The organism is Vreelandella sulfidaeris (assembly GCF_042429665.1).
Taxonomy (GTDB): Bacteria; Pseudomonadota; Gammaproteobacteria; order Pseudomonadales; family Halomonadaceae; genus Vreelandella.
Genome location: NZ_JBHMAC010000010.1, coordinates 1,048,200 through 1,070,864 on the forward strand (window position 1 = coordinate 1,048,200; position 22,665 = coordinate 1,070,864).

Annotated in this window: 23 protein-coding genes; 14 read left to right on the top strand and 9 right to left on the bottom strand. The window is 55.2% G+C overall.

From position 1 onward, the window contains the following. Positions 1-37: 37 nt before the first annotated feature. Positions 38-568 carry a transcription elongation factor GreB gene (gene greB / locus ACFFLD_RS09710; protein ID WP_386039565.1) on the bottom strand — a complete coding sequence of 177 codons (531 nt, stop codon included), beginning with the start codon at positions 566-568 and terminating at the stop codon, positions 38-40. Positions 569-728: 160 nt separating this feature from the next. Between greB and ACFFLD_RS09715 the strand changes: the two genes are divergently transcribed. The 6 genes from ACFFLD_RS09715 (at position 729) to cysN (ending at position 5,945) form a co-directional block, all read left to right on the top strand. Then, positions 729-1,388 (top strand): TRAP transporter TatT component family protein, encoded by a 660-nt coding sequence (locus ACFFLD_RS09715; protein ID WP_386039567.1) that lies wholly within the window; start codon positions 729-731, stop codon positions 1,386-1,388. 72 nt (positions 1,389-1,460) lie between these two features. Beyond that, the gene (locus ACFFLD_RS09720) at positions 1,461-2,165 is read left to right on the top strand and encodes an NUDIX domain-containing protein (protein ID WP_386039569.1); all 705 of its coding nucleotides are present in this window, start codon (positions 1,461-1,463) and stop codon (positions 2,163-2,165) included. A 2-nt stretch (positions 2,166-2,167) separates the two neighbouring features. Continuing rightward, positions 2,168-2,614, top strand: coding sequence for a DUF1249 domain-containing protein (locus tag ACFFLD_RS09725; protein WP_386039571.1), 447 nt, complete (start codon positions 2,168-2,170; stop codon positions 2,612-2,614). Then, the gene (locus ACFFLD_RS09730; protein ID WP_386039573.1) at positions 2,614-3,360 is read left to right on the top strand and encodes a metallophosphoesterase; all 747 of its coding nucleotides are present in this window, start codon (positions 2,614-2,616) and stop codon (positions 3,358-3,360) included. The genes ACFFLD_RS09725 and ACFFLD_RS09730 overlap by 1 nt, the downstream gene beginning before the upstream one ends. Positions 3,361-3,540: 180 nt before the next feature. Beyond that, the gene (cysD, locus tag ACFFLD_RS09735) at positions 3,541-4,503 is read left to right on the top strand and encodes a sulfate adenylyltransferase subunit CysD (protein ID WP_386039575.1); all 963 of its coding nucleotides are present in this window, start codon (positions 3,541-3,543) and stop codon (positions 4,501-4,503) included. Next, positions 4,503-5,945, top strand: a complete 1,443-nt coding sequence (gene cysN / locus ACFFLD_RS09740) for a sulfate adenylyltransferase subunit CysN (protein WP_386039577.1) — start codon at positions 4,503-4,505, stop codon at positions 5,943-5,945. Before cysD ends, cysN begins: the two co-directional genes overlap by 1 nt. Before the next feature lie 78 nt (positions 5,946-6,023). On the opposite strand, the gene ACFFLD_RS09745 is transcribed toward cysN, so the two are convergent. The 3 genes from ACFFLD_RS09745 to ACFFLD_RS09755 are packed head-to-tail and all read right to left on the bottom strand — an operon-like array spanning position 6,024 to position 8,319. Further along, positions 6,024-6,833 carry a substrate-binding domain-containing protein gene (locus ACFFLD_RS09745; RefSeq protein ID WP_386039579.1) on the bottom strand — a complete coding sequence of 270 codons (810 nt, stop codon included), beginning with the start codon at positions 6,831-6,833 and terminating at the stop codon, positions 6,024-6,026. 53 nt (positions 6,834-6,886) lie between these two features. After that, complete coding sequence (locus tag ACFFLD_RS09750) at positions 6,887-7,618, bottom strand: ATP-binding cassette domain-containing protein (protein WP_386039581.1); 732 nt, start codon at positions 7,616-7,618, stop codon at positions 6,887-6,889. Then, the gene (locus tag ACFFLD_RS09755; protein ID WP_386039583.1) at positions 7,615-8,319 is read right to left on the bottom strand and encodes an ABC transporter permease; all 705 of its coding nucleotides are present in this window, start codon (positions 8,317-8,319) and stop codon (positions 7,615-7,617) included. The genes ACFFLD_RS09750 and ACFFLD_RS09755 overlap by 4 nt, the downstream gene beginning before the upstream one ends. Before the next feature lie 134 nt (positions 8,320-8,453). Between ACFFLD_RS09755 and ACFFLD_RS09760 the strand changes: the two genes are divergently transcribed. The 4 genes from ACFFLD_RS09760 (at position 8,454) to ACFFLD_RS09775 (ending at position 11,893) form a co-directional block, all read left to right on the top strand. Further along, a complete protein-coding gene (locus ACFFLD_RS09760; RefSeq protein ID WP_386039585.1) occupies positions 8,454-9,341 on the top strand; it encodes a substrate-binding domain-containing protein in 888 nt (295 codons plus the stop codon). Positions 9,342-9,450: 109 nt separating this feature from the next. Beyond that, on the top strand, positions 9,451-10,014 hold the full coding sequence (locus ACFFLD_RS09765; protein WP_386039587.1) for a type 1 glutamine amidotransferase domain-containing protein: 564 nt from the start codon (positions 9,451-9,453) through the stop codon (positions 10,012-10,014). 89 nt (positions 10,015-10,103) lie between these two features. Continuing rightward, positions 10,104-11,135, top strand: a complete 1,032-nt coding sequence (locus ACFFLD_RS09770) for an App1 family protein (protein ID WP_386039589.1) — start codon at positions 10,104-10,106, stop codon at positions 11,133-11,135. 83 nt (positions 11,136-11,218) lie between these two features. Beyond that, the gene (locus tag ACFFLD_RS09775; protein ID WP_386039591.1) at positions 11,219-11,893 is read left to right on the top strand and encodes a zinc metallopeptidase; all 675 of its coding nucleotides are present in this window, start codon (positions 11,219-11,221) and stop codon (positions 11,891-11,893) included. 66 nt (positions 11,894-11,959) lie between these two features. On the opposite strand, the gene ACFFLD_RS09780 is transcribed toward ACFFLD_RS09775, so the two are convergent. The 4 genes from ACFFLD_RS09780 to cmoA form a co-directional block, all read right to left on the bottom strand. Next, a complete protein-coding gene (locus ACFFLD_RS09780; protein WP_386039593.1) occupies positions 11,960-12,580 on the bottom strand; it encodes a cyclodeaminase/cyclohydrolase family protein in 621 nt (206 codons plus the stop codon). A 29-nt stretch (positions 12,581-12,609) separates the two neighbouring features. Continuing rightward, positions 12,610-12,924, bottom strand: coding sequence for a thioredoxin family protein (locus ACFFLD_RS09785; protein ID WP_386039595.1), 315 nt, complete (start codon positions 12,922-12,924; stop codon positions 12,610-12,612). Between the two features lie 132 nt (positions 12,925-13,056). Continuing rightward, complete coding sequence (cmoB, locus tag ACFFLD_RS09790; protein ID WP_386039597.1) at positions 13,057-14,064, bottom strand: tRNA 5-methoxyuridine(34)/uridine 5-oxyacetic acid(34) synthase CmoB; 1,008 nt, start codon at positions 14,062-14,064, stop codon at positions 13,057-13,059. A 1-nt stretch (position 14,065) separates the two neighbouring features. Next, the gene (gene cmoA, locus ACFFLD_RS09795; RefSeq protein ID WP_386039599.1) at positions 14,066-14,809 is read right to left on the bottom strand and encodes a carboxy-S-adenosyl-L-methionine synthase CmoA; all 744 of its coding nucleotides are present in this window, start codon (positions 14,807-14,809) and stop codon (positions 14,066-14,068) included. A 114-nt stretch (positions 14,810-14,923) separates the two neighbouring features. Between cmoA and pgi the strand changes: the two genes are divergently transcribed. The 4 genes from pgi (at position 14,924) to serB (ending at position 21,892) form a co-directional block, all read left to right on the top strand. Continuing rightward, positions 14,924-16,603 (top strand): glucose-6-phosphate isomerase, encoded by a 1,680-nt coding sequence (gene pgi, locus ACFFLD_RS09800; RefSeq protein ID WP_386039601.1) that lies wholly within the window; start codon positions 14,924-14,926, stop codon positions 16,601-16,603. Positions 16,604-16,810: 207 nt separating this feature from the next. Continuing rightward, on the top strand, positions 16,811-18,706 hold the full coding sequence (gene parE / locus ACFFLD_RS09805; RefSeq protein ID WP_386039603.1) for a DNA topoisomerase IV subunit B: 1,896 nt from the start codon (positions 16,811-16,813) through the stop codon (positions 18,704-18,706). Between the two features lie 6 nt (positions 18,707-18,712). Beyond that, positions 18,713-20,965: a DNA topoisomerase IV subunit A gene (gene parC / locus ACFFLD_RS09810; protein ID WP_386039605.1), complete on the top strand. Its 2,253-nt coding sequence runs from the start codon at positions 18,713-18,715 to the stop codon at positions 20,963-20,965. 3 nt (positions 20,966-20,968) lie between these two features. Next, positions 20,969-21,892 (top strand): phosphoserine phosphatase SerB, encoded by a 924-nt coding sequence (serB, locus tag ACFFLD_RS09815; protein ID WP_386039607.1) that lies wholly within the window; start codon positions 20,969-20,971, stop codon positions 21,890-21,892. Positions 21,893-22,275: 383 nt separating this feature from the next. On the opposite strand, the gene ACFFLD_RS09820 is transcribed toward serB, so the two are convergent. Beyond that, entirely contained in the window at positions 22,276-22,662 is a 387-nt protein-coding gene (locus ACFFLD_RS09820) for a Na+/H+ antiporter subunit G (protein WP_386039609.1), read from the bottom strand. Between the last annotated feature and the right edge of the window lie 3 nt (positions 22,663-22,665).

Consider the following 22,665-nt stretch of genomic DNA (forward strand, 5'->3'; position numbering starts at 1 on the left):
TAATCAGTAACAGGTCAGCAATAAACAGGCGTAAGGCTTAAGCCGCGTAGTCGATGGCGGTGATGGTATAAAACGTATCGCCGTTTGGGGTAAGCACTTTGGCCTCCTCACCCTGCTGTTTGCCCAGCAGTGCTTTGGCCATAGGCGCATCGATACTGATCCAGCGCTTTTTAGTATCGATTTCGTCGTGGCCCACAATTCTGAGGTGCACCTGCTCGCCATGTTGATCTTCCAGGCTCACATAGGCGCCAAAAAATACTTTACTGGTATCGGCGGGCAGACGATCAACCACTTGCAACTCATCAAGGCGTTTTGTTAGGTAAGTAATGCGCGCAATAACGCGGTTTAACTCTTTCTTGTTGTAGGTGTAATCGGCGTTTTCACTACGATCACCTTGCGCCGCCGCCTCGCCCACTTTGGCTGAGATGGCCGGACGCTTAACACGTGATAAATGATCCAAAATGGCGCGCAGACGTGCCGCTCCCTCTGCCGTAATCAGGTTGCTCTTTGGGGCTTGACGCGGATCTTTTGCTGGATCGCGCCAGCGGGTCATGTTGCGACCTTTCATTACCGGTTTCCTATCAATCTCTGAGCTCACTACCTTACGCCAATTGCAGAAAGCATACCAAATGACTTGTCACTGGCGAATCATTCAAACGTTCGTTACATTATGCATAAGGCCCTCAAATGATGGGTCTAAGCCGGACAACAATAATTCAGGAGTAAGTATGCGAACTCTCTCAATTTCAACAATATCGTTATCGCGTTCTATCATTGCCGTCGCTATCAGCTGCACGCTAGCGTTTTCATCGATAACCGCAACCGCCTACGAGGGCGAGATATTCGCACTGAAAAACCGTTGGGAGAATACGGTGACGAATATGCCCGCCAATGAGCGGGAGAGTACCTTGAAGGCGTTAGCCGGTGAGGTTGAGCGGCTGGCCGAGCAGAACAGCAATGAAGCCGATGTGCTGGTCTGGCAAGGTATTATTCTAGCCTCCTATGCTCGTGAGCGCGGTGGGTTGGGGGCATTAGGAACGGCTGGCGATGCGCGTGACGCGTTAGAAAAGGCGATAGAGCTAGATCCTCAAGGGTTGAATGGCTCGGCTTATGTCACGCTAGGCGCGCTATACGATAGGGCCCCGGGTCGGCCAATTGGTTTTGGCAATAGCGATACTGCCGAGCGCATGTTCCAGCGTGCGCTGGAAATACGCCCAGACGGTATTGACGTCAATTACTATTATGCCGCTTTCTTGAAAGAAGAAGGCAACGAAGAAGCCGCGCGTGAACATGCCCAGCGAGCGGTTAACGGCACCGCGCGCGAGAGCCGTCAACTCTCTGATGAAGCCTTACGTCAAGACGCCAAGGCGCTACTCAACCAGCTGTAAACTGCCTACTGAATTGGCATTCCCGGTGGCTTGCATTGATAATGGAGCGATTATCTTTACCGGGAGTGCCCCATGGCGTCCAATCCCAAGACCCCATCTGATCAAACTCCCCCGTTTCGGAGTACGACGCTTAGCGCTCCGCTGCTAACGTCTAACGATGTTGAACTGATCAAACGTGAAACGCTGCATCAGGGTTTTTTCCGGCTGGAAGCCTTGGAGCTACGCCACCGGCTTTTTGAAGGTGGCTGGAGCAAGCCTATGCGCCGTGAAGTGCATAGTCGCTTTGATGCGGTCGGCGTGCTGCTTTACGATCCGCCCCGCGATGCAGTGGTGCTGATTGAGCAATTTCGTGCAGGCGCCTTTGATGACCTGGTATCGCCTTGGAAGCTCGAACTTGTGGCAGGCCTTGCCGACAAGAATGAGTCATTGGAAGACGTGGCTCGCCGCGAAGCGTGGGAAGAAGCCGGTTGTAAAGTGACCGAGTTGACCAAACTACATACTTATTACCCAAGCCCAGGTGCCTGCAACGAAATGGTGACGCTATTTTGTGGTTTGGTGGATACCCAAGGGCTCGGCGGGGTTCATGGTTTAGAAGAAGAGCATGAAGATATTCAGGTTCATGTCATGCCGTTTGCCAATGCCTGGGAACTCTTAATGCAAGGACGACTCGACAACGCCATGTGCTTGATTGGTCTACATTGGCTGAATAGCCAGCGAGCATCGTTACGCGCCGCCTCTCAACGAGCGTTGACACAAAGCGAAACAAATAAGGAGTGAACATGGCGAGAACGGCCTATGTCACCGATTTAAAATCCCTTCAGGGGGAGTGCAGCGCCAATTACCTACGCTTGGTGCGGCTGGTGGGCGATATGGAGTCTGGCCAGCGCCGTGATATTGCCCTGCGTGGCAATAAACAGTATTTCGGTGATTTGCATCTTTATATTCAAGAGCAGGCGCCCTATACCACCATGGTGGACGTCACCCAGACCGGCCCTCTTGATGCGGTTCTAGAAGGCCCACGTATGCGTGTGCATCTCTATCACGATGTGCGAATGGCTGAGGTGACTGACTTTCAGCGTGAACGCCACTTCAGCGGACGCTATCGTTATCCCAATGCCCGTATGCACCAGCCGGACGAAAAGCTTCAGCTTAATCGCTTTTTGGGTGAATGGTTGGCCCACGGCCTCGCCCATGGCCATACCGTTGATGTGCCGGAGATGCGTTGATGCGAGTGGTACAAATCACCGATGCCCACCTCTATGCGGATACCAAGGCGCGTTCGCGTGTCGGACTACCTTGGCAACAATTTCAGCAGGTGCTGACCGCCGTAAGCGCTGAACATCCAGATGTAGTGGTGTGTACCGGCGACATTAGTCAGGATGAAACCGCTGCCTCCTATGCGTTGGCGGTACAAGCGATGGGGGCGTTGCCATGTCCGTGGTATTGGTTGCCGGGCAACCACGATCAACCGGCGTTGATGGCTGCCGAACATCCGTTAGTCGATGAGGTGGATCTTGATGCCTGGCGGCTACTGCTGCTCGATACGCGCGTTGAAAACGAGCCGTATGGCGAATTGGGTGGTCAGCGGTTAGCTGCGCTCGAAGCGGCCTTAAACGCGGATGATCGGCCCACATTGATTGCTATGCATCATCCGCCGGTAGAGGTGGGGGCGGTGTGGATGGATGCCATTGGCCTTCAGGATCGCGATGCCTTTTGGGCCCTACTCAGTCATCACCCACAGGTTAAGGCCATTCTGTTTGGCCACGTTCACCAAGCCTACGCCGAGCATCATCAGGTCGGCAGCGGCAGTATTGACGTTTACGGCTGCCCCGCGATGGCGGATCAGTTTCTTCCCGGCGCTGAACAGTTCGCCATTGATGAAGCATCTCGACCGGGTTATCGCATTATCGATTTACACTGGTCTGGCGCGCTTGGTAGCGAATGGCAAAGCTGGGTTGAGCGTATTGAGTGAGCTGCCAAGGGTATTATTGTCTTTGGTTAGGTGTTTAAGGAATAAAAAGATAGTTATTAATTCTTTTGGGTTATTATCAACTCGGCGTTACCCTACTCACATTCGACCGTACACTGTTTCCTAAAACGTACAATATTTTCCAGCTTGTGTGACGAGCTTGTTCTTGTGAGGTAAGGGGCCATGACCCAATTGTCTACATTTCCATCAGCCTCGCAGCAGGAGGCGCCTGTCGCCCCTGATGCGGCGCGCTTGACCCACCTTAAGCAATTAGAAGCCGAGTCCATCCATATTATCCGTGAAGTCGCCGCCGAGTTCTCCAACCCGGTGATGATGTACTCCATCGGTAAAGACTCGTCTGTAATGCTGCACTTGGCGCGAAAAGCTTTCTATCCCGGTACGCCGCCATTCCCGCTTATGCACGTGGATACCACGTGGAAATTCCGCGAGATGATCGAGTTTCGTAATCGCATGGCGGTCGATGCGGGCATGGAGCTGATCGTGCATACCAACGAAGAGGGACGGGCGGCTAACATTAACCCGTTTGATCACGGTAGTGCCAAATACACCGATATCATGAAAACCCAGGCGCTCAAGCAAGCGTTGGATAAGTATGGGTTTGATGCAGCCTTTGGTGGCGCTCGCCGTGATGAAGAGGCGTCGCGTGCCAAAGAGCGCGTCTATTCGTTTCGTGATAAGTATCACCGCTGGGATCCTAAGAATCAGCGTCCTGAGCTTTGGAACGTGTATAACGCCAAGGTCAATAAAGGCGAATCTATTCGCGTGTTCCCGCTTTCTAACTGGACCGAACTGGATATCTGGCAGTATATCTATCTGGAGTCGATCCCCATTGTGCCGCTTTACTATTCCGCCAAGCGACCTGTCATTGAACGCGACGGCATGCAGATAATGGTGGATGACGACCGTCTGCCATTGGCGCCTGACGAAGTGCCTGAAGAGAAGTCTGTGCGTTTTAGAACCCTGGGTTGTTATCCGCTCACCGGGGCTGTGGAGTCAACCGCGGCCACGCTCCCGGAAATCATTCAGGAAATGCTGCTGACCCGTACCAGTGAGCGCAGTGGCCGAGCCATTGACCGCGATCAAGTGGGCTCAATGGAGAAGAAAAAGCGCGAGGGGTACTTTTAATGTCTCACCAATCCAATTTAATTGCCGACAATATTGAGCAGTACCTGCACGAGCATGAAAATAAAGATCTGTTGCGCTTTATTACCTGCGGCAGCGTGGATGACGGTAAATCGACCCTGATTGGCCGCATGCTCCACGACTCGAAAATGATCTTTGAAGATCAGTTGGCAGCGATCACGCAAGCTTCCAAAACCAGCGGTACGACGGGCGATACTGTCGATTTAGCGCTGTTGGTAGATGGGCTGCAGTCCGAGCGAGAGCAAGGGATCACCATTGATGTAGCGTACCGCTTTTTCTCCACCGATAAGCGCAAGTTTATTATCGCTGATACGCCAGGGCACGAGCAGTACACGCGCAACATGGCGACGGGTGCGTCGACGGCCAGTCTGGCGATTATTCTGATTGATGCCCGCTACGGGGTACAGACGCAGACCCGTCGTCACAGTTTTATTGCCGATTTGCTGGGTATCCAGCACTTAGTGATTGCGGTCAATAAAATGGATCTGGTGGGCTTTTCCGAGCAGCGCTTTAACGAGATCGTGGATGAGTACCGTGCGTTTGCCACCAACCTCCAAGCGCCGGATATTCGCTTCGTACCTATGTCGGCGCTGGAAGGCGATAATGTGGTCAATCGCAGCGAACAGACGCCTTGGTATTTCGGCGGTGACTATGAGGCTCAAACGCTGATTGAACTGCTTGAAGGGGTTGAGATCAGTCGCGATCAGAACCTGACCGACCTGCGTTTGCCCGTACAGTACGTTAACCGGCCCAACCTTGATTTCCGCGGTTATTGCGGAACCCTGGCAGCCGGTGTGTTGCGCCCGGGGCAGGCGGTTAAAGCGCTGCCTTCTGGCAAGACCTCCACCGTGGCACGGATTGTCACCTTTGATGGCGACCTGCTGGCAGCGTACCCTGGCCAGGCAGTCACCGTAACGTTAGAAGATGAAATCGACATTTCTCGGGGCGATTGGCTGGTGGCGGCGGATAGCGAACTACCGCTCTCTAATGCCTTTAAAGCTGACATTGTGTGGATGCACGAAGAAGCGCTAACGCCGGGAAGGCTTTACGATTTCAAGCTGGCGACCCGTGATCTTTCTGGACAGGTCAGCGGCATTGATTATCAAATTGACGTTAATACCCTGGAAAAGCATACGACTCATTCGCTGGAGTTAAATGCAATTGCACGCTGCGACGTTGAATTAACCGCTGCGATCCCGGTGGATAATTACCGCACCAGCCCAGGTACCGGTAGCTTTATCATCATCGATCGGCTGAGCAACGTGACCGTAGGCGCCGGTATGATTCGCGGCACCGCCAGTGCGCCAGGTGGTGCTTCGAGTGCTACCGACTGGGTTGCCTTTGAGCGTGACTTGAATGCCCTGGTGCGCAAACATTTTCCCCATTGGGAAGCCAAGGATATCAGCGGCTTATTTAACCGTTAGATAAACGCTAGCCCCGCAACAAAACGGCACGCCCAAAAGGCGTGCCGTTTTTGATGGTGTCAGAGGGCGGCGTAAACGTTATTTGGCGTTAGGGAAAAACAGTTGCTGGCCGTCTACCTCAAAATCCGCAATCGCTTGCTGACCTTCTTCAGACACTAGCCATTCATGCCACTGAGCAGCAAGGTCATGCTTCAGGTGGGGATGACGCTCGGCTGAAAGCAGCAGGCTGCCATACTGATTGAACAGCGCTTCATCGCCTTCAAACAGCAGCGTCAAATCCTGTGGGTTTTCAAAGGCCACCCAGGTAGCGCGGTCGGTAAACGTGTAAGCATTCATACCCGCCGCAGTGTTGAGAGTCGGGCCCATGCCGCTGCCCAGCTCACGGTACCATTCGCCCTGGGGCGTCACACCGGCATCTTCCCACAGGCGCAGTTCTGCGCGGTTAGTGCCGCTGTCATCGCCGCGTGAAGCAAAAGGCGACTCATTTTCCGCGATACGCTGAAAGGCATCCGTGACGGTGTCACTGTTGCTGATACCCGCGGGGTCATCGCTTGGACCGACAATGACAAAGTCGTTGTACATGACATCGAGGCGTTCGGTGGCGTAACCCTCTGCCACAAACTTCTCTTCGCCAGCGGTATCGTGAACCAGCAAGCTGTCAGCATCGCCACGACGACCAATTTCAAACGCCTGGCCGGTGCCGACCGCCACCACGCGTACCTCAATTCCCGTTTCTTCGCTGAAGGCCGGAATGATGGCATCAAACAGACCTGAGTTCTCGGTAGAGGTTGTCGAGGCCAGGGTGATGTAGTCATCGGCGGCCATTAGCGTGCCGCTAAAGGTCAATCCCAGAGCCCCCGCGGTAATGAATGCAGTTGTCTTGTTCATCTTGTTGCTCCTTGAGTAGCGTGCGTCAATATCAGTACATGGCAAACACAGGGCTACCAAACCAGTTCGCCCTGAATAAACGCCCTTGCCTCCGGTGAGGTAGGGGCGGTGAAGAAATCATCGGCCGGGGTATGTTCAAGCACCGCCCCGTTGTGCAAGAACAGCACTTCATTGGCTAATCGGCGTGCTTGATGCAAGTCGTGGGTGGTCATTACGATGCGGGTGCCGCTGTGATGAAACTCCATCACCGCATCTTCAACCGCTTTAATGGCTGCCGGGTCAAGGGCCGAGGTGGGTTCGTCAAGAAACAGCACCTGAGGATTGAGCAACCAGGCTCGGGCGAGCGTTAAACGCTGCTGCTCGCCGCCCGAAAGCACTCGGGCGGGACGTTTCGCTAACGGGGCCAAGCCAAACTTCTCTAATGCGCACATTGCCTGTGCTTTGCGCGTAAGAGTGGCCAATTCAGGCCGCGAAGAGGTGCTGACGGCAAGGACATAGGTCAGATTGTCGAGTGCTGAACGACGCAGCAGTACCGGCCTTTGAAAGACCATCGCTTGAGCGGGCTTTTCACCTAGCCAACGTACTGTCCCGCTGGTCGGGGTTAGCAAGCCATGGGCCAGGCGCATGAGCAGGCTTTTGCCTGCCCCGTTAGGGCCCATGATCAACGTACGCTGACAGCCCGAGAGGTTTAGCGTGGTTGGCTTGAGCAGCGTGTGCCCACGATGAGTAAAGCTTGCGCGATTGAGTTCAAGCGGGGTGACCGGGAACGTATGATGAGCATTCATCCCAGCCTCCTTTTTGCTGTCTCGCCCACCGTGTGAGCGATGGCATTAATGAGGGTGACCAGGGCAAGCAAAATGATACCCAGGCCAAGTGCCATGGGTAGATTGCCTTTGCTGGTTTCCAGCACAATGCTGGTGGTCATCACGCGAGTGACACCATCGATATTGCCACCCACTATCATCACCGCACCTACTTCGGCACTGGCGCGACCAAACCCTGCCAACACCACGGTCATCAGCGCAAAACGTGCATCCCACAGCAGGGTGGGGATCATGCGGCCGCGGGTTAGCCCCAGTGAGCTTAACTGTTCGGCATACTCTCCATGTAGCGTCTCTACCTGTTGGCGGGTAAGCGCTGCGATGATAGGGAGCACCAGGATGACTTGGGCAATCACCATGGCAGAGGGGGTAAATAATAGTCCCCATTCTCCCAGCGGGCCTGCCCGCGATAACAACAGGTAGACGCAAAGCCCCGCCACCACAGGCGGTAATCCCATTAACGCATTGAGCGCAACGATCATCGCATTGCGGCCTGGAAATCGCCATAGGGCGAGGGCTGCCCCCAAGGGAAGCGCTAACAGACTAGCGATCAATACCGCCATCAGGGATACCTGCAGCGATAGCAGCACGATAGAGAGTAGCGCGTCGTCCATGCTTATGATGAGGGCGAGGGCGGTACTAAAGGCGTTGTCACTGGTCAGCATTAAGTGTTGGCATCATGGTTATACTAGAGTCGGCATGATGTACCGAAAACTAACCGAATGCACTCGACGCTGAAATATATGCAGCTATATGCATAAAATTAACGTTAGATACGCGACAGCGAGATTATCTCACCATGCCTGAACCCTATGCTTACTTTACAACAGCCGAAGTTGCCGACTACTTACGCCTGAAAGAGCGCAAAGTGTATGACCTGGTGCGCCAGGGCCAGATCCCCTGTAGCCGGGCAACGGGGAAGCTGCTGTTCCCGCGTCAGCAAATTGATTTATGGGTATTGAGCCATCTTGAGGGGGAGCAGGCGCAAAGCGCCTCGGCCCCCATGGTGGTTGCCGGCAGCCAGGACCCCTTGCTGGAGTGGGCAATACGCGAAAGTGGCTCTGATCTGGCGATGCTTTGCCAGGGCAGCGGGGATGGGGTTCGTCGCCTGCTCGCTAACAAAGCCATGCTGGCTGGCATCCATCTGCTGGATCCAGCCACTCAGCGTTATAACGAACCCAGCGAATTGGGCTTGAATGGTATGCGCGACTTGTTGGTGGTGCGCTGGGCTAAGCGTCGTCAGGGGTTGTTAGTGCCTGCTGACAATCCATTGAATATTACTGGGCTGAAGGATTTAAAGCGTCGCGACCTGCGCGTGGCGCATCGCCAGCCAGAAGCCGGGGCGGCCAGGCTGCTGAACTGCTTGCTACACCAGGCGGGGATTGATAACGCCACGGTTCAGTGGGTGCCACACCCTTCGCTGAATGAAGACGATTTAGCACTGACGATTAGTCAGGGCGAAGCGGACGTTGGTCTGGGCGTGCAAGCCGCTGCTCACCGCCTGCAGCTTGGGTTTATTGACGTGTGTGAAGAGCCGTTTGATTTGTTCATGCAGCGGCGCAGTTATTTTGAGCCAGCCGTCCAGCAACTATTGGCGTTTACGTCTCAGCTACGTTTCAGAGAGCGCGCCACCTTGCTAGGCGGATACGACGTTACCGAGCTGGGGAATATCATGCATAACGCCTAGCGAACGCTTTATCGGTGTATGAAGGGGCTGAAGAGCTTGACGCAGTCACTGTATACGCCACACTAAGGGGTGCGTTATTAATTACCATCATCACGAAAAGGAGAGCATGATGAGTCAATCACTTAACGGCAAACGAGTTGCTATTTTAGCTGCCGCTGGTTTTGAAGAGGCTGAGCTTAGCTCGCCTAAAGAGGCGCTTTTAAAAGCGGGAGCTGAGGTGCATGTCGTTACTCCCGATGGCAAGGGCATATGTGCCTGGGCAGAAACCGACTGGGGCGAGACCTACGACGCGGATAAAGCACTAGGTGATGTTAATGAATCTGACTATCACGCCCTGATGCTTCCTGGTGGTGTCTTCAATCCAGACGAACTGCGCACTAATGAAGATGCGTTGAGCTTTGTAAAAGCGTTTTTCCAAGCGGGCAAACCGGTCGCGGCGATTTGTCATGCGCCGTGGATCTTGATCAACGCCGGTGTTGTTGAGGGTCGCCGCATGACCTCGGTACCCAGCATCGCACAGGATTTACGCAATGCCGGTGCAGAATGGGTCGACGAGCAGGTAGTGGTGGACAGTGGATTTGTGACCAGCCGTACGCCGAAAGACTTGGATGCCTTTAATGCCAAGCTGGTCGAAGAAATTCAAGAAGGACGTCACTCCGGCCAACACGATTGATGAGTGTATTGCGCCAGTGGGCAAGCTTTGTCAAAAGGCTTGTCCATGTTATCGCCAAACCTATTAAAGGTGACCGTAGCCGCGGAGGGATGGTAGTTAATCCTTACCGCGGCTACGGTTCTCAGTATGAAGTGTTTGTCATGGGCAGGGTGTTTCGCCAAGCCGCTCTTGGACGGGCTATTCCCCGGCGGGGCATGCTGCGAGATACGGCTGACGTTGCACGGCGTATTTTTCGACGTGGCCTTGCCAATGCGAAAGTAGAGATTCGAATTGGTAATAATCAGTTATGTGTTGCCACGGATCGAGATGGTTATTTCGATATCCACCTACCCATCAGCCATACCCTGCCTATTGATGTGTCTTGGCATCGAGCGGATATCTTGGTGCACTCGCCAGGTCAGGCCCCTATGCGCACGCACGTAGAGGTCTATGTGCCACCACCGGAAGCTGACTTGCTGGTCATCAGCGACATTGATGACACCGTGATGTTTACCGGGGTTGCCGAAAAGCTCAAGATGCTTTATCGCCTGTTTGTTAAAAAGCCCCATCGGCGCACTGCGTTTCCAGGGGTCGCATCGCTTTACCAAGCGCTGCATCGTGGCGCTAGTGAACGTGCAGAACGCCCTATTTTGTATGTCTCTCGAGGGCCTTGGGCGATATACGAAATGCTCGAAACCTTCTTTCAGATCAATCGTATTCCTGTTGGTCCCATCCTGTTTCTGCGCGAGTGGGGCCTCTCCTGGCGCCGTCCTTGGCCGCGTCGTGCCGAAGAGCACAAGCGTGATCTCATCGACCGCATGTTGGCGCTTTATCACGATATGCCATGTATTTTGATTGGTGACAGCGGTCAGCATGATCCTGAAGTTTATATTGAGATAGTGAAAGCCTACCCTGACCGAATTAAAGCTATTTATATAAGGCGGGTAGATAAAAATCCAAAACGAGAAGCGGCAATTCAACGGCTGCGCGATGAGTTAGTCGATACGCATTGCGACTTGGTATTGGCCGCCGACAGTGTCTTGATTGCCGAACATGCTCATGCTCAGGGCGATATCTCTTCACATGGCCTTCAGGCGGTTCGCCGCGATGTAGAAGAGCACCGCAACGACCCCGCTGCGTAGCACTTGTCGGCGAGCACTGTTGTTAACCCTGTGCACATGGTAAAACCTACCCATTCACAGTGTGTTTAACGGTAGGGGCTGCCATGGTAGTGCTGCTGATCATTTTTGCGTTGGCCGTGTTTGTGCTCCCCAATGTCTGGGCCAAGTGGGTGCTCAAACGCCACACCCGGGGGCGTGATGATTACCCCGGCACGGGGGCGGAGCTTGCTGACCATTTATTGCGCCGCTTAGGTGTGGAGGGGGCTCGCGTAGAGCGTACCGAGTTCGGTGATCATTACGATCCCGATGCTCGCTGCGTGCGTCTTTCTCCTGATAATTACGATGGTCGTTCGCTAACGGCCGTGACGGTGGCCGCGCATGAAGTCGGTCATGCGATTCAACATCATCAAGGTTACGCCCCGTTGCTAGCTCGCAGCCGGTTAGTGGGGGTGGCGCAAAAAGCGGAAAAGCTCGGGGCTATCCTGATGATGGCCGCGCCTTTTCTGTTTTTACTGACTCGTATCCCCGGTGGTTTGGCTGTTGTCATTGCCATGGCGGTCATCAGTTTCGGCACCGCGGCAGTGGTGCACTTGGTGACCCTGCCCGTCGAGTTTGATGCCAGCTTTAACCGCGCGCTACCGTTACTTAAAGAGTATGTGCCGCCCTACGATATGGCGGGGGCACGGCATGTGCTGACCGCCTGTGCGTTTACTTACGTAGCGGCCTCGCTTGCCAGTGTAATGAATCTGGGACGCTGGCTGGTAATACTACGCAGATAGTCCGGCGGTGATAGCGCAGGCCTTCATCGCCCCTGTGGCGCTCAATCAAATCCCGGTCTGAGCACTTTATTCGGCGGCGTTGGCGGTGGTGGCCGTTAGCAGTGTATCGCCGCGCTGCGCGAGGCCGTCGCGGGAAAGCTTGACCTGGTCGCGGGCAGCAGCATTGCCAAGCTGTCCGGCATTGGCATCCACATTGAGCAGCACGCTGTGCAGCGCGGCGTGAATCAACCGCGCTCCGGCGAGCGCGTCGCTGACAAACTGCCGTTCGATATGTTCTACCGCCTGTTGCGTCAGTACCAGCGCTGCAACACATAGCTGCGCCGTTTTCATCGGTACCTCGACCGCCTTATCGGCAGCCGCATGAATGGCATCATGACGGCCTTCATCCTCTTTGTCGCGGGCGACGGCCGCCATGAACGCCTCAAAGGCAGCTACATCTTCCTGGGCCAGAGGTGCCAGGCGTTGCGTGAGCGACGCGCCTTCTTCAATCAAGGCTTGGCGTGGGGAGTTGGCGTCATGATGCTGGCTTAGATGTAATCCCTTGAGCACAAGAGACAAGCCGAGGTCAGCACTGACCACCGCCACGGCGCCGCAGCCAGGCATCGGCTCGCGGGCCACGGCGTCACGAAAATCGCTTAGTCGCTGCTCCCACAGCGGGGCTGGGTTATTCAATATGTTATCCGACATGGCGTCCTTTCCCCTTTACGGTTCATGCCTTAGTGAATGCGCGCAAGCGCGTCTTCCAGCGCCTGGCGCGTTGCGGGACGCACGCAGCGCGCCAGCTCCTGACCATCCTTCAAAAACACCAGCGTCGGCCAAAGCTTGACTTGATATGTTCGCCCCAGGCGTTTGCCCTTGCCATCCTCGACACGCACATGGCGTACCCCGGCGGCCTGATCAATTACCTCCTTGATCAATGGCTGCGCTGCACGACAGTAGCCGCACCAGGGCGTGCCAAACTCAACGACTACCGGCCCTTGACTGGCATCCAGTTCGCTGCGCGACGGTACGTTGCTACTGGGCATGGTCATGTGTTCTCTCCTGAGATGGGGGACAGGTCCCACTTCCTTTGAGACCTGCTTGCTTTTACGACACTCTTACCAATAGGGCTAGTTCATCAACCTCCCACTTTCAAGGTCGATAGCCCCCTAAATTGGAAGGGATCAGCCTGGCTTATTGGCCAGAATTACTGCCCGGCGCGGCGCTGGATAACCTTCAATGGTGCGTGTGCGGTCGTTGGGATCAAGAAAATCCGCCAGCGATTGGTACGTCATCCAGCCGGTTGAGCGCTGCTCTTCAAGCGATGTCACCGCTTCATCGACCACACGAACATTGTTGAACCCACAGCGTCTCAGCCAGTGGCACAGCGCTTTCGAGGAAGGCAGGAAGTAGACATTAGGCATCGCCGCATAGCGCTCGCCGGGTACAAATACCGTTTGCTCATCGCCTTCCACTACCAAGGTTTCCAAGACCAGCTCGCCGCCGGGCGTCAAGGCTGATTTTAACTGCTGAAGATGTTCAAGCGGGGCAGGGCGATGATAGAGCACGCCCATGGAAAATACCGTATCGAAAAAGCCCAGGTTGTCCGGTACATCCTCAATCCCCACCGGCAGGAACTGCGTTCTTCCGCCATCCGCATCGCCGACAAAGTGGCGCACCGCCTGGAACTGCCAATAAAAGCGCGGCGACGGGTCAATCACCAGCACGAAAGCCGCCCCTGCGCCAGCCATTCGCCAGGCGTGATAACCGCTTCCGCCGCCTACGTCGAGTACCTTACGATATTTCAGCGGTGCCAAATGCGGCGCCACTCTCTGCCATTTCCAGTCGGAGCGCCATTCGGTATCAATATAAATACCGCCCAGTTGGAAGGGGCCCTTACGCCATGGGGCGAGTTTTCTTAATAGATTAACGCATTGGCGCTGTTGGCTATCGCTAAGGGCGAGGTCGACGGTAACGGTGTCGCTATCAAGTTGAACGTGCCGCTCAGTGGGCAGCGCCGGCAGTTTGGCAACCGCTTTTTCCCAGGCGGAAAGGTCGCCATGACGATTGCGATCCAGCCCATGGGCGAGCTGTTCGGGCAACTTGGCAAGCCACGCGGTGAGCGAGGAGTCGAGAACCGCTTGGTCCAGAAACGCCTGGTAGAGGGCGCGGTGGTCAGGGGACAGTGGCACCTCAGCCCTCCTTAAAAGCAATCAATGACGCAAAGTTTAGATACTGGAACCAGGTCATCGAACGCGGAAAGCCCGCTTGTTTCAAGCGACCATGAAGGGCATCCAGGGTGTCAGGCACCAGTACGTTTTCAAGCGCGGTACGTTTCTGGCTGATCTCCAGGTCGCTATAGCCATTGGCGCGCTTGAAGTCATGATAGCGTTCAACCCGCCAGGCATTATCGCGCTCATCAGCGTCCACCGTTTTCTCGGAAAGAATCAAAACGCCGCCGGGCTCCAGCGCGGCGTAAAGTCGTGCCAGCAACGCATCGCGATCAGCAGCGGGCAGAAACTGTAGCGTAAAGTTGAGTATGATCATCCCCGAAGGTGCATACTCCAGCGTACGAATATCGGCTTCTTCTACCTGCATTGCGTGCGCTGGGCACTCTTGCGTAAAGGTGTGTCGGGCCTTTTCCACCATGGCGGGGGAAAGATCGACCCCCGTATAGCGAAAGGCGTCCGGCGCAAGGGCGCCGGCCAACGCCAGGCCAGAGGCACCCAGTGAGCAACCCAGGTCATAGACGTGGGCGCCGTGGCGCAGGTGGCGTTGCGCGATAAGGCTCAACATGCCGAGGATTTGCCCATAGCCCGGTACCGAGCGACGGATCATATCTGGAAAGCAGGCAACGACCTTTTCATCGAATGAGAACCGCGCTACACGGTCAAGGGGTGTCGAAAAGATAGCGTCACGGTAAGATGCATCACTCATGGGCAAGCCAGAATTATTAATGAGGCTGCGTAGTTTACGCGCCCTTGATAACGCAGAACAGGCCTGTCGATAACAGATTCCTGTCTCATGGAACGACGCCACAGGAGAAGGCATATGGCTTCAGCAACAGCAACTCCCGATACGCTACCCGCTTGGCAGACGTTGAAGCATCATGCTGAAACGCTGCAACACGTTCACTTGAAAACGCTGTTTGGCACCGAAGCTTCTCGCTGGGAGAGTTTTACTCGCCAAGTGGCAGGTTTGACGCTGGATCTTTCCAAGCAGCGTTGGGATGACGATACGCTCGAGCATCTGTTTACGTTGGCCAGTGAGGCAGGCGTACCCTCGGCGATTGAAGCGCTGCTGAGCGGTAAACGCGTCAACGTCAGCGAAAACCGTCCGGCGTTGCACACGGCGCTGCGTTTGCCAGCCGATGCGACGCTTGAGGTTGAAGGTCACGATATCGTGGCGGACGTGCAGGAAAGCCTTGCCCAGATGGAGCGTTTGGTTAGCCGACTACATGCAGGCCAATGGCGGGGGGCTACTGGCAAGCCGATTCGTCATGTGGTTAATCTAGGTGTGGGCGGCTCAGATCTGGGCCCGTTGATGGTGACCCATGCTCTGGCAGATTTCCGGCCCAAGGATATTCATCCGATCGAGGTGCATTTTGCCTCCACCATGGACGGTTCGCAGCTGGCGGATTATTTAAGCCGCTTGAATCCAGAGACGACTATTTTTGTGTTGTCGTCTAAATCGTTCACCACCATTGATACGCTCTCTAATGCGAATACGGCCCGTGAGTGGCTATTAGGGCGCTTAACCGAGCACGGGGCGACGCCCGTTAGCGCGGAACTGGTCGTGCGACAGCATTTTATTGGCGTATCGGCCAGCCCTGAAAAAATGACCGAGTGGGGCATCGCTGATGAGCATCAGTTAACCTTCTGGGAGTGGGTAGGCGGGCGCTATTCGCTGTGGGGCACGATTGGTTTGCCGATTGCGCTGGTGGTGGGAATGGCGCATTTTCGCGAATTTCTTGCCGGTGCTCATGCCATGGATCAACATTTTTCAAAAGCACCCATGGACGATAATTTGCCGGTGCTATTAGGGTTGGCGGGCATCTGGAACGTTAATTTTTTGGATATCCGAGCACACTCGATTCTGCCCTACGATGGGCGATTGGAGTATTTCGCCGCCTACCTGGAGCAGTTGGAGATGGAGTCCAACGGCAAGTCCGTAACCCGCCAGGGGCAGCCGGTTAATTACTCGACCTGCCCGGTGCTTTGGGGCCAACTCGGCCCTAATGCCCAGCACGCGTTCTATCAGCTGTTGCACCAGGGAACTCAGCCCGTGGTGTGTGACTTTATTGCCCCGCTTAAGCGTTACGATGATGTGGAAGACACCGATACCCGTCGCCATCTCAAAACCCAGCACCGCTTGGCGCTGGCCAACTGTTTTGCTCAGTCCCGAGTATTGATGCTTGGCGACGATGCCCTGGAAGACGATGGCCCGCGGCCTGAGCACAAGCGCTACCGGGGTAATCAGCCTTCCACTACGGTACTGCTTGACCAGCTCACGCCTGCCACACTAGGGTCGCTCATCGCGCTTTACGAACATAAAGTCTTTGTTCAGGCCGTTATTTGGGATATCAATCCGTTTGATCAATGGGGTGTTGAGCTTGGCAAGCAGATTGCGTCGGATACCCAGGCCATTATCGACGGTGAGGGCGATATTGCACGTATGGATGCTTCAAGCCGTGGCTTGATTGAAGCGTTTTGGTCCGCGGAGCAGGAGTGATACTGCCCCCTCAAGCTGGGCCGCCCCAGCCTGAGGGTAATAAGCATGGCTAGATATACAGCTTTTTGGTTTTCCGATATCCTGTGTGTCTTTGTCACTGATGACTGTTTAAACAAGCGGTTTAAACACGTTGTTTAGACAGGCTGCGTTTGGCGCTGGTAACGACCAGCGCAACGACAAGTACTACCCTTCAGGAATCGACGTTACATGACCCAGTTTGATGCCTCTCAGTACGGCGCGAGTTCTATCGAAGTCCTGTCAGGGCTTGAACCGGTACGTAAACGTCCCGGTATGTATACCGACACGACACGTCCCAATCACCTTGCTCAGGAAGTCATTGATAACAGCGTCGATGAGGCGCTTGCCGAGCATGCCACCGAGATTAACGTGGTGCTGCATAGCGACGGTGGCATCGAGGTTCAAGACAATGGCCGTGGCATGCCGATTGATCTACATCCCGAGCACGGCGTCTCGGGTGTTGAGCTAATCTTTACCAAGCTGCACTCAGGGGGAAAATTCTCCTCCTCAAGCTACCGTTTTTCCGGCGGTTTGCACGGCGTCGGGGTCTCGGTGGTGAACGCACTATCTCGCCGACTAGAGGTAGAGGTGACCCGAGGTGGCGCGCGTCATGCCATGGCCTTTGAGTACGGAGAAAAAGTCGAAGAGCTGCATGAGCTTGGCAAAGCACCCAAGCGGGCGAGTGGCACTCTGGTGCGCTTCTGGCCGGATGAGAGCTACTTCGATAGCCCTAAACTTGCACTTACCCGGCTAAAGCATCTGCTGCGTGCCAAGGCAGTGCTTTGCCCCGGACTCAAGGTTACGCTGGTGGAGCCCGAAGGCACTCGCACCGAATGGGAATTTGCCGACGGCCTACGCGATTACCTGATAGAAGCCACCGATGGCTACGAGGTGCTGCCCAAAGAACCGTTCGTTGGCCATTTTAACGATGATGAGCACGGCGTTGATTGGGCAATTCAATGGCTACCTGAAGGCGGCGAATCGCTGTTGGAAAGCTACGTCAATCTTATCCCCACACCCCAAGGCGGCACCCATGTGAATGGCTTCCGCTCTGGGTTGCTGGATGCGCTGCGTGAATTCTGCGAATACCGCAACCTGTTGCCCCGTGGGATCAAGCTAACGGCCGATGATCTGTGGGAACGCACCTCCTATGTGCTGTCGGTCAAAATGCTGGATCCGCAGTTTGCCGGGCAAACCAAAGAGCGGCTCTCGTCGCGAACGATAGCGGGGTTCGTTTCCGGGGTTGTTAAAGACGCCTTCTCGTTATGGCTTAACCACCATGTGGACCAAGCCGAAGCGATTGCAGAGCTGGTCATCAATGCGGCGCAAAATCGCCAGAAGAAAGCTAAAAAAGTCGCGCGTAAAAAAGTCACTTCCGGCCCCGCGCTGCCCGGTAAACTCGCCGATTGTTCTGGCCAGGACCCTGCTTTAAGCGAGCTGTTTCTGGTGGAGGGTGATTCCGCTGGCGGTAGTGCCAAACAGGCGCGTAACCGCGAAACTCAGGCGATCCTGCCACTGCGCGGCAAGATCCTGAATACTTGGGAAGTGGAAACCCACGATATTTATGGCTCACAGGAAGTCCATGATATAGCGGTTGCCATTGGGGCCGACCCTGGCAGCGCTGACCTGGAAAAGCTGCGTTACCACAAGATTTGTATTCTCGCCGATGCCGACTCCGACGGCCTTCATATAGCAACACTGCTGTGCGCGCTGTTTGTGCGTCATTTTCCAAGTTTGGTCGATGCAGGACATGTGTATGTGGCCATGCCGCCGCTTTACCGTATCGATTTAGGCAAGGAGGTGCACTACGCCCTGGATGAGAGTGAAAAAACCGCCATTCTCAAACAGCTAGCCACAAAGCGCGGGACGCCTAATGTGCAGCGTTTTAAAGGCCTGGGTGAGATGAGCCCGCTGCAGTTGCGTGAAACGACCATGGCAACCGAAACCCGGCGCCTAGTGCAGCTAACCCTGTCTGAGGGCGATGGCACGCTGGAAATGATGGATATGCTACTGGCCAAAAAGCGCGCGAGTGATCGCAAAAAGTGGCTGGAAAATTACGGCAACCTCGCAGACATTGAGGTATAACCCCCGATGACCATGGATATTCAAGTAGCGGAGGGCGACGTCGAGCGTCTCTCCCTGCGCGACTACACCGAAAAAGCGTACCTCGACTACTCGATGTACGTGATCCTTGACCGCGCCTTGCCCAATATTGGCGACGGCATGAAACCCGTTCAGCGGCGGATCATTTACGCCATGCGCGAGCTGGCGCTACATGCCAATGCCAAGTATAAAAAGTCGGCGCGGACCGTTGGCGACGTGCTGGGTAAGTTTCACCCACACGGTGACAGCGCCTGTTATGAAGCCATGGTGCTGATGGCGCAGCCGTTTAGCTACCGTTACCCCCTAGTGGATGGACAGGGCAACTGGGGTAGCCCTGATGACCCTAAGTCGTTTGCTGCCATGCGCTACACCGAGGCCAAACTGTCCAAGTTTGCCGAAGTGTTGCTGAGTGAGCTGGGCCAGGGTACCGTGGATTGGGCGCCTAACTTCGATGGCACCATGCAGGAGCCGCTGGTGCTGCCCGCCAAGTTACCTCATGTGCTGCTCAACGGTGGTACCGGTATTGCGGTCGGTATGGCCACCGACATTCCGCCTCACAACGTATCAGAAGTGGTCGAAGCGACCTGTCACCTGCTACGTAACCCCAAAGCCACTACCGTCGATTTGATGGAATTTCTACCGGCGCCCGACTTTCCCACGGACGCTGAAATCATCACTCCGCCAGCGGACCTGTGTAAGCTCTACGAATCCGGTCGTGGCTCGGTCAAGCTGCGTGCTCGCTATGTGCGCGAAGAGGCCAACATCGTCATCACCGCCGTGCCGTATCAGGTTAGCGGCGCCAAGGTGCTGGAGCAGATTGCAGCGCAAATGCAGGCCAAAAAGCTACCGATGGTGGCCGACCTGCGCGATGAGTCGACTCACGAAGAGCCTACTCGCCTGGTCATTGAGCCACGCTCCAACCGGATTGACGTTGAGTCATTGATGGCCCATCTGTTCGCCACCACGGATCTTGAAAAGAACGTGCGGGTGAACATGAACGTCATCGGCCTGGATGGCCGCCCGCGAGTGATGCCGTTGCCAGAAATGCTGGGCGAATGGCTGCAGTTCCGGCGCAGCACCGTGCGACGCCGCTTAGAACATCGCCTAGGGAAAGTCGAAGATCGGCTGCATATTCTGGAAGGTCTGTTAATCGCCTATCTCGATCTGGATGAAGTGATCCGCATCATTCGTGAAGAGGATGACCCAAAAGCGTCGCTGATCTCGACCTTTAGCCTTTCCGAACGTCAGGCCGAGGCTATTTTGGAGCTGCGTCTGCGTCATCTTGCCAAGCTCGAAGAGATGAAGATTCGTGGCGAGCAGGATGAGCTGGAAAAAGAGCGCAAATATTTACAGGGACTGTTGGGCAGCGAAGCCAAGCTCACAACGCTGATTGAAAAAGAGATTCGTGCTGCGGGCAAAGAGCATGGCGATGAGCGCCGTTCCCCCTTGGTAGAGCGCGAAGAGTCGAAAGCGCTTTCGGAGGTAGAGCTACTAGGCGCAGACCCGATTACCGTGGTGCTCTCGGACAAAGGCTGGATTCGTGCCGCCAAGGGGCACGATATTGATCCCGAAGGGCTCTCTTACAAAGCTGGGGATAGCTTTCAATTGGCCGCGCGAGGGAAAACCAACCAGTCGCTAGTGCTACTGGACGATACCGGGCGCGCCTATACGCTGTCGGCGCACAACTTGCCCAGTGCGCGGGGCCAGGGCGAGCCTGTCACGGGGCGTGCCAACGTAGCCGCCGGAGCCAAGATGGCAGGGCTGATGTTTGCCCCTCCCGAGCGGCGCTTTGTACTCGCCACTGACGGCGGCTATGGGTTTGTTGCTCGGCTCGATACCCTGACCGGCAAGAACAAAGCCGGTAAAGCGGTGCTTAGCTTGCCTAAAGGATGCAACGTCATGGCACCGGTTGAAGTGCCCGAGGGCGAGCAGCTATGGGTGGCATCGGTTTCAAACGAAGGTCGCCTGCTGCTCTTCCCCTTGGATCAACTGCCTGAGATGAGCAAAGGGAAAGGCAATAAAATGCTCGATATTCCTGGCCCTCGGGCTGCCCGGCGAGAAGAGTTTGTCACCGGAATGGTCGTTCTGGACGAGGGGGCGGCGTTGATGATTCATGCTGGTAAGCGCAAGCTAACCTTAAAAGCTGACGATTTGGCGTACTATCGTGGCGAGCGCGGTCGCCGTGGCAGTAAGTTGCCCCGCGGATTCCAGAAAGTAGATCGATTAGAGTCAGGGGAGTAAGTGATGGCACGTGGTGAAGTGATTCTGACCGTGTTAGCGCCGCGTTTCACTGCGGATATCCAATCGCAGATAGAGGCGTTAAGGTCCCAGTTTGGTCTTGAGGAAATAGCTTTCCAGCAGCTCTCCAACGCCTCTTCGTCTGGCGACATGGACTGTATCGAGCAGCGCTTGGTGGGTGATGAGATCGATGTTGATGCCGTACGCAAGGCTGCCTTGGTGTTAAGCGATACCTTGAACGCGGATATTGTGGTTCAGGAGCGTCTTCGTGGCCCAGTGAGCCCGGGGCTGGTCTGTTTCGATATGGACTCCACGCTGATAAAAACCGAAGTGATCGATGAGCTGGCGCGCCGCCATGGTGTCGGCGATGTCGTCGCCGAGGTGACCGAGCGTGCCATGCGGGGTGAGCTGGATTTTAAAGCGAGTTTCCGCGAACGCATGAGTAAGCTTGCCGGGCTGGATGAAGCGGTGCTATCGGACATTGCTGCTCAGTTACCGCTGATGGAGGGCTCCGAGCGCTTGATAACCAACTTAAAGCGATTAGGTTACCGCACCGCGATTCTTTCTGGCGGCTTCACCTACTTTGCACGACACCTGCAGGAAATGCTGGGTATTGACGAGATTCATGCCAACGAACTGGTCATTGAGAAAGGGAAAGTGACGGGGGAGGTGCGCGAGCCTATCGTGGACGCTGAGCGCAAAGCCGAGCTGCTGGAGGCCATTGCATTGCGTGAAGGACTAACGCTTGAGCAAACCATTGCCGTGGGCGACGGTGCCAATGATCTCAAGATGCTTGCCAAAGCGGGCATGGGCGTTGCCTTTCGAGCCAAACCAATGGTCCGGGCCCAGGCACGTCAGTCAATCTCTATCGCCGGGCTTGAGGGTGTGCTGTATCTGATGGGCTATCATCAGAACGATTTAACGTCGTAATAGCTTTAGTGGCGTAACCTGAAAATACCACTGCGAGGCCTTTCCCATGTCATTGCGAGGAGCGCAGCGACGCGGCAATCTCGTCCTGCGGTGGCACTAAACCCAGATTGCTTCACTACGTTCGCAATGACAAAAGCAAGATTGCCGCGCTTCGCTCGCAATGACAAAAGCGGGGTTTTTACACCCCGCTCGCAATGACACAGAAGTGAGGTTGCGAGTCCTTCCCCATGTCATTGCGAGGAGCGCAGCGACGCGGCAATCTCTGCCTGCGGTGGCAAACCAAACCCGAGATTGCTTCACTACGTTCGCAATGACAAAAGCGGGGTTGGCGCATGACTAAGCGGGGTTACTGCACCCACCCCGCTTGTCATAAAAGCAGCGAGTTAGCCATGGCCTTTATCAGGATGGGGGACGGGTTTGTCGCCCACTTCTTCAGACCTTAGTTCGAGTGGTTTGCCTTGGGTCTTGTCGGCGTGCTTTAAGCGTAGGTGCAAGCCGGATTTAGCCAACAGGTGAGCACTAACAGGGGCGGTGATAAACAAAAACAGCGTAATCAGCAACTCCTGAATATCGGGCTTGCCGTGTACGTTCCAGAAATACATCATTGATGCAATCAACATACAGCCAATACCCAGGGTAGTGGCTTTGGTCGGACCATGAAGGCGCATGTAAAAATCACGCAAGTGGGCCATCCCCAGCGAGCCGATAAACACAAAAATGCCGCCAGCAATCAGCAGTAGCGAAATAATCACTTCAATTATGGCTGACATAGA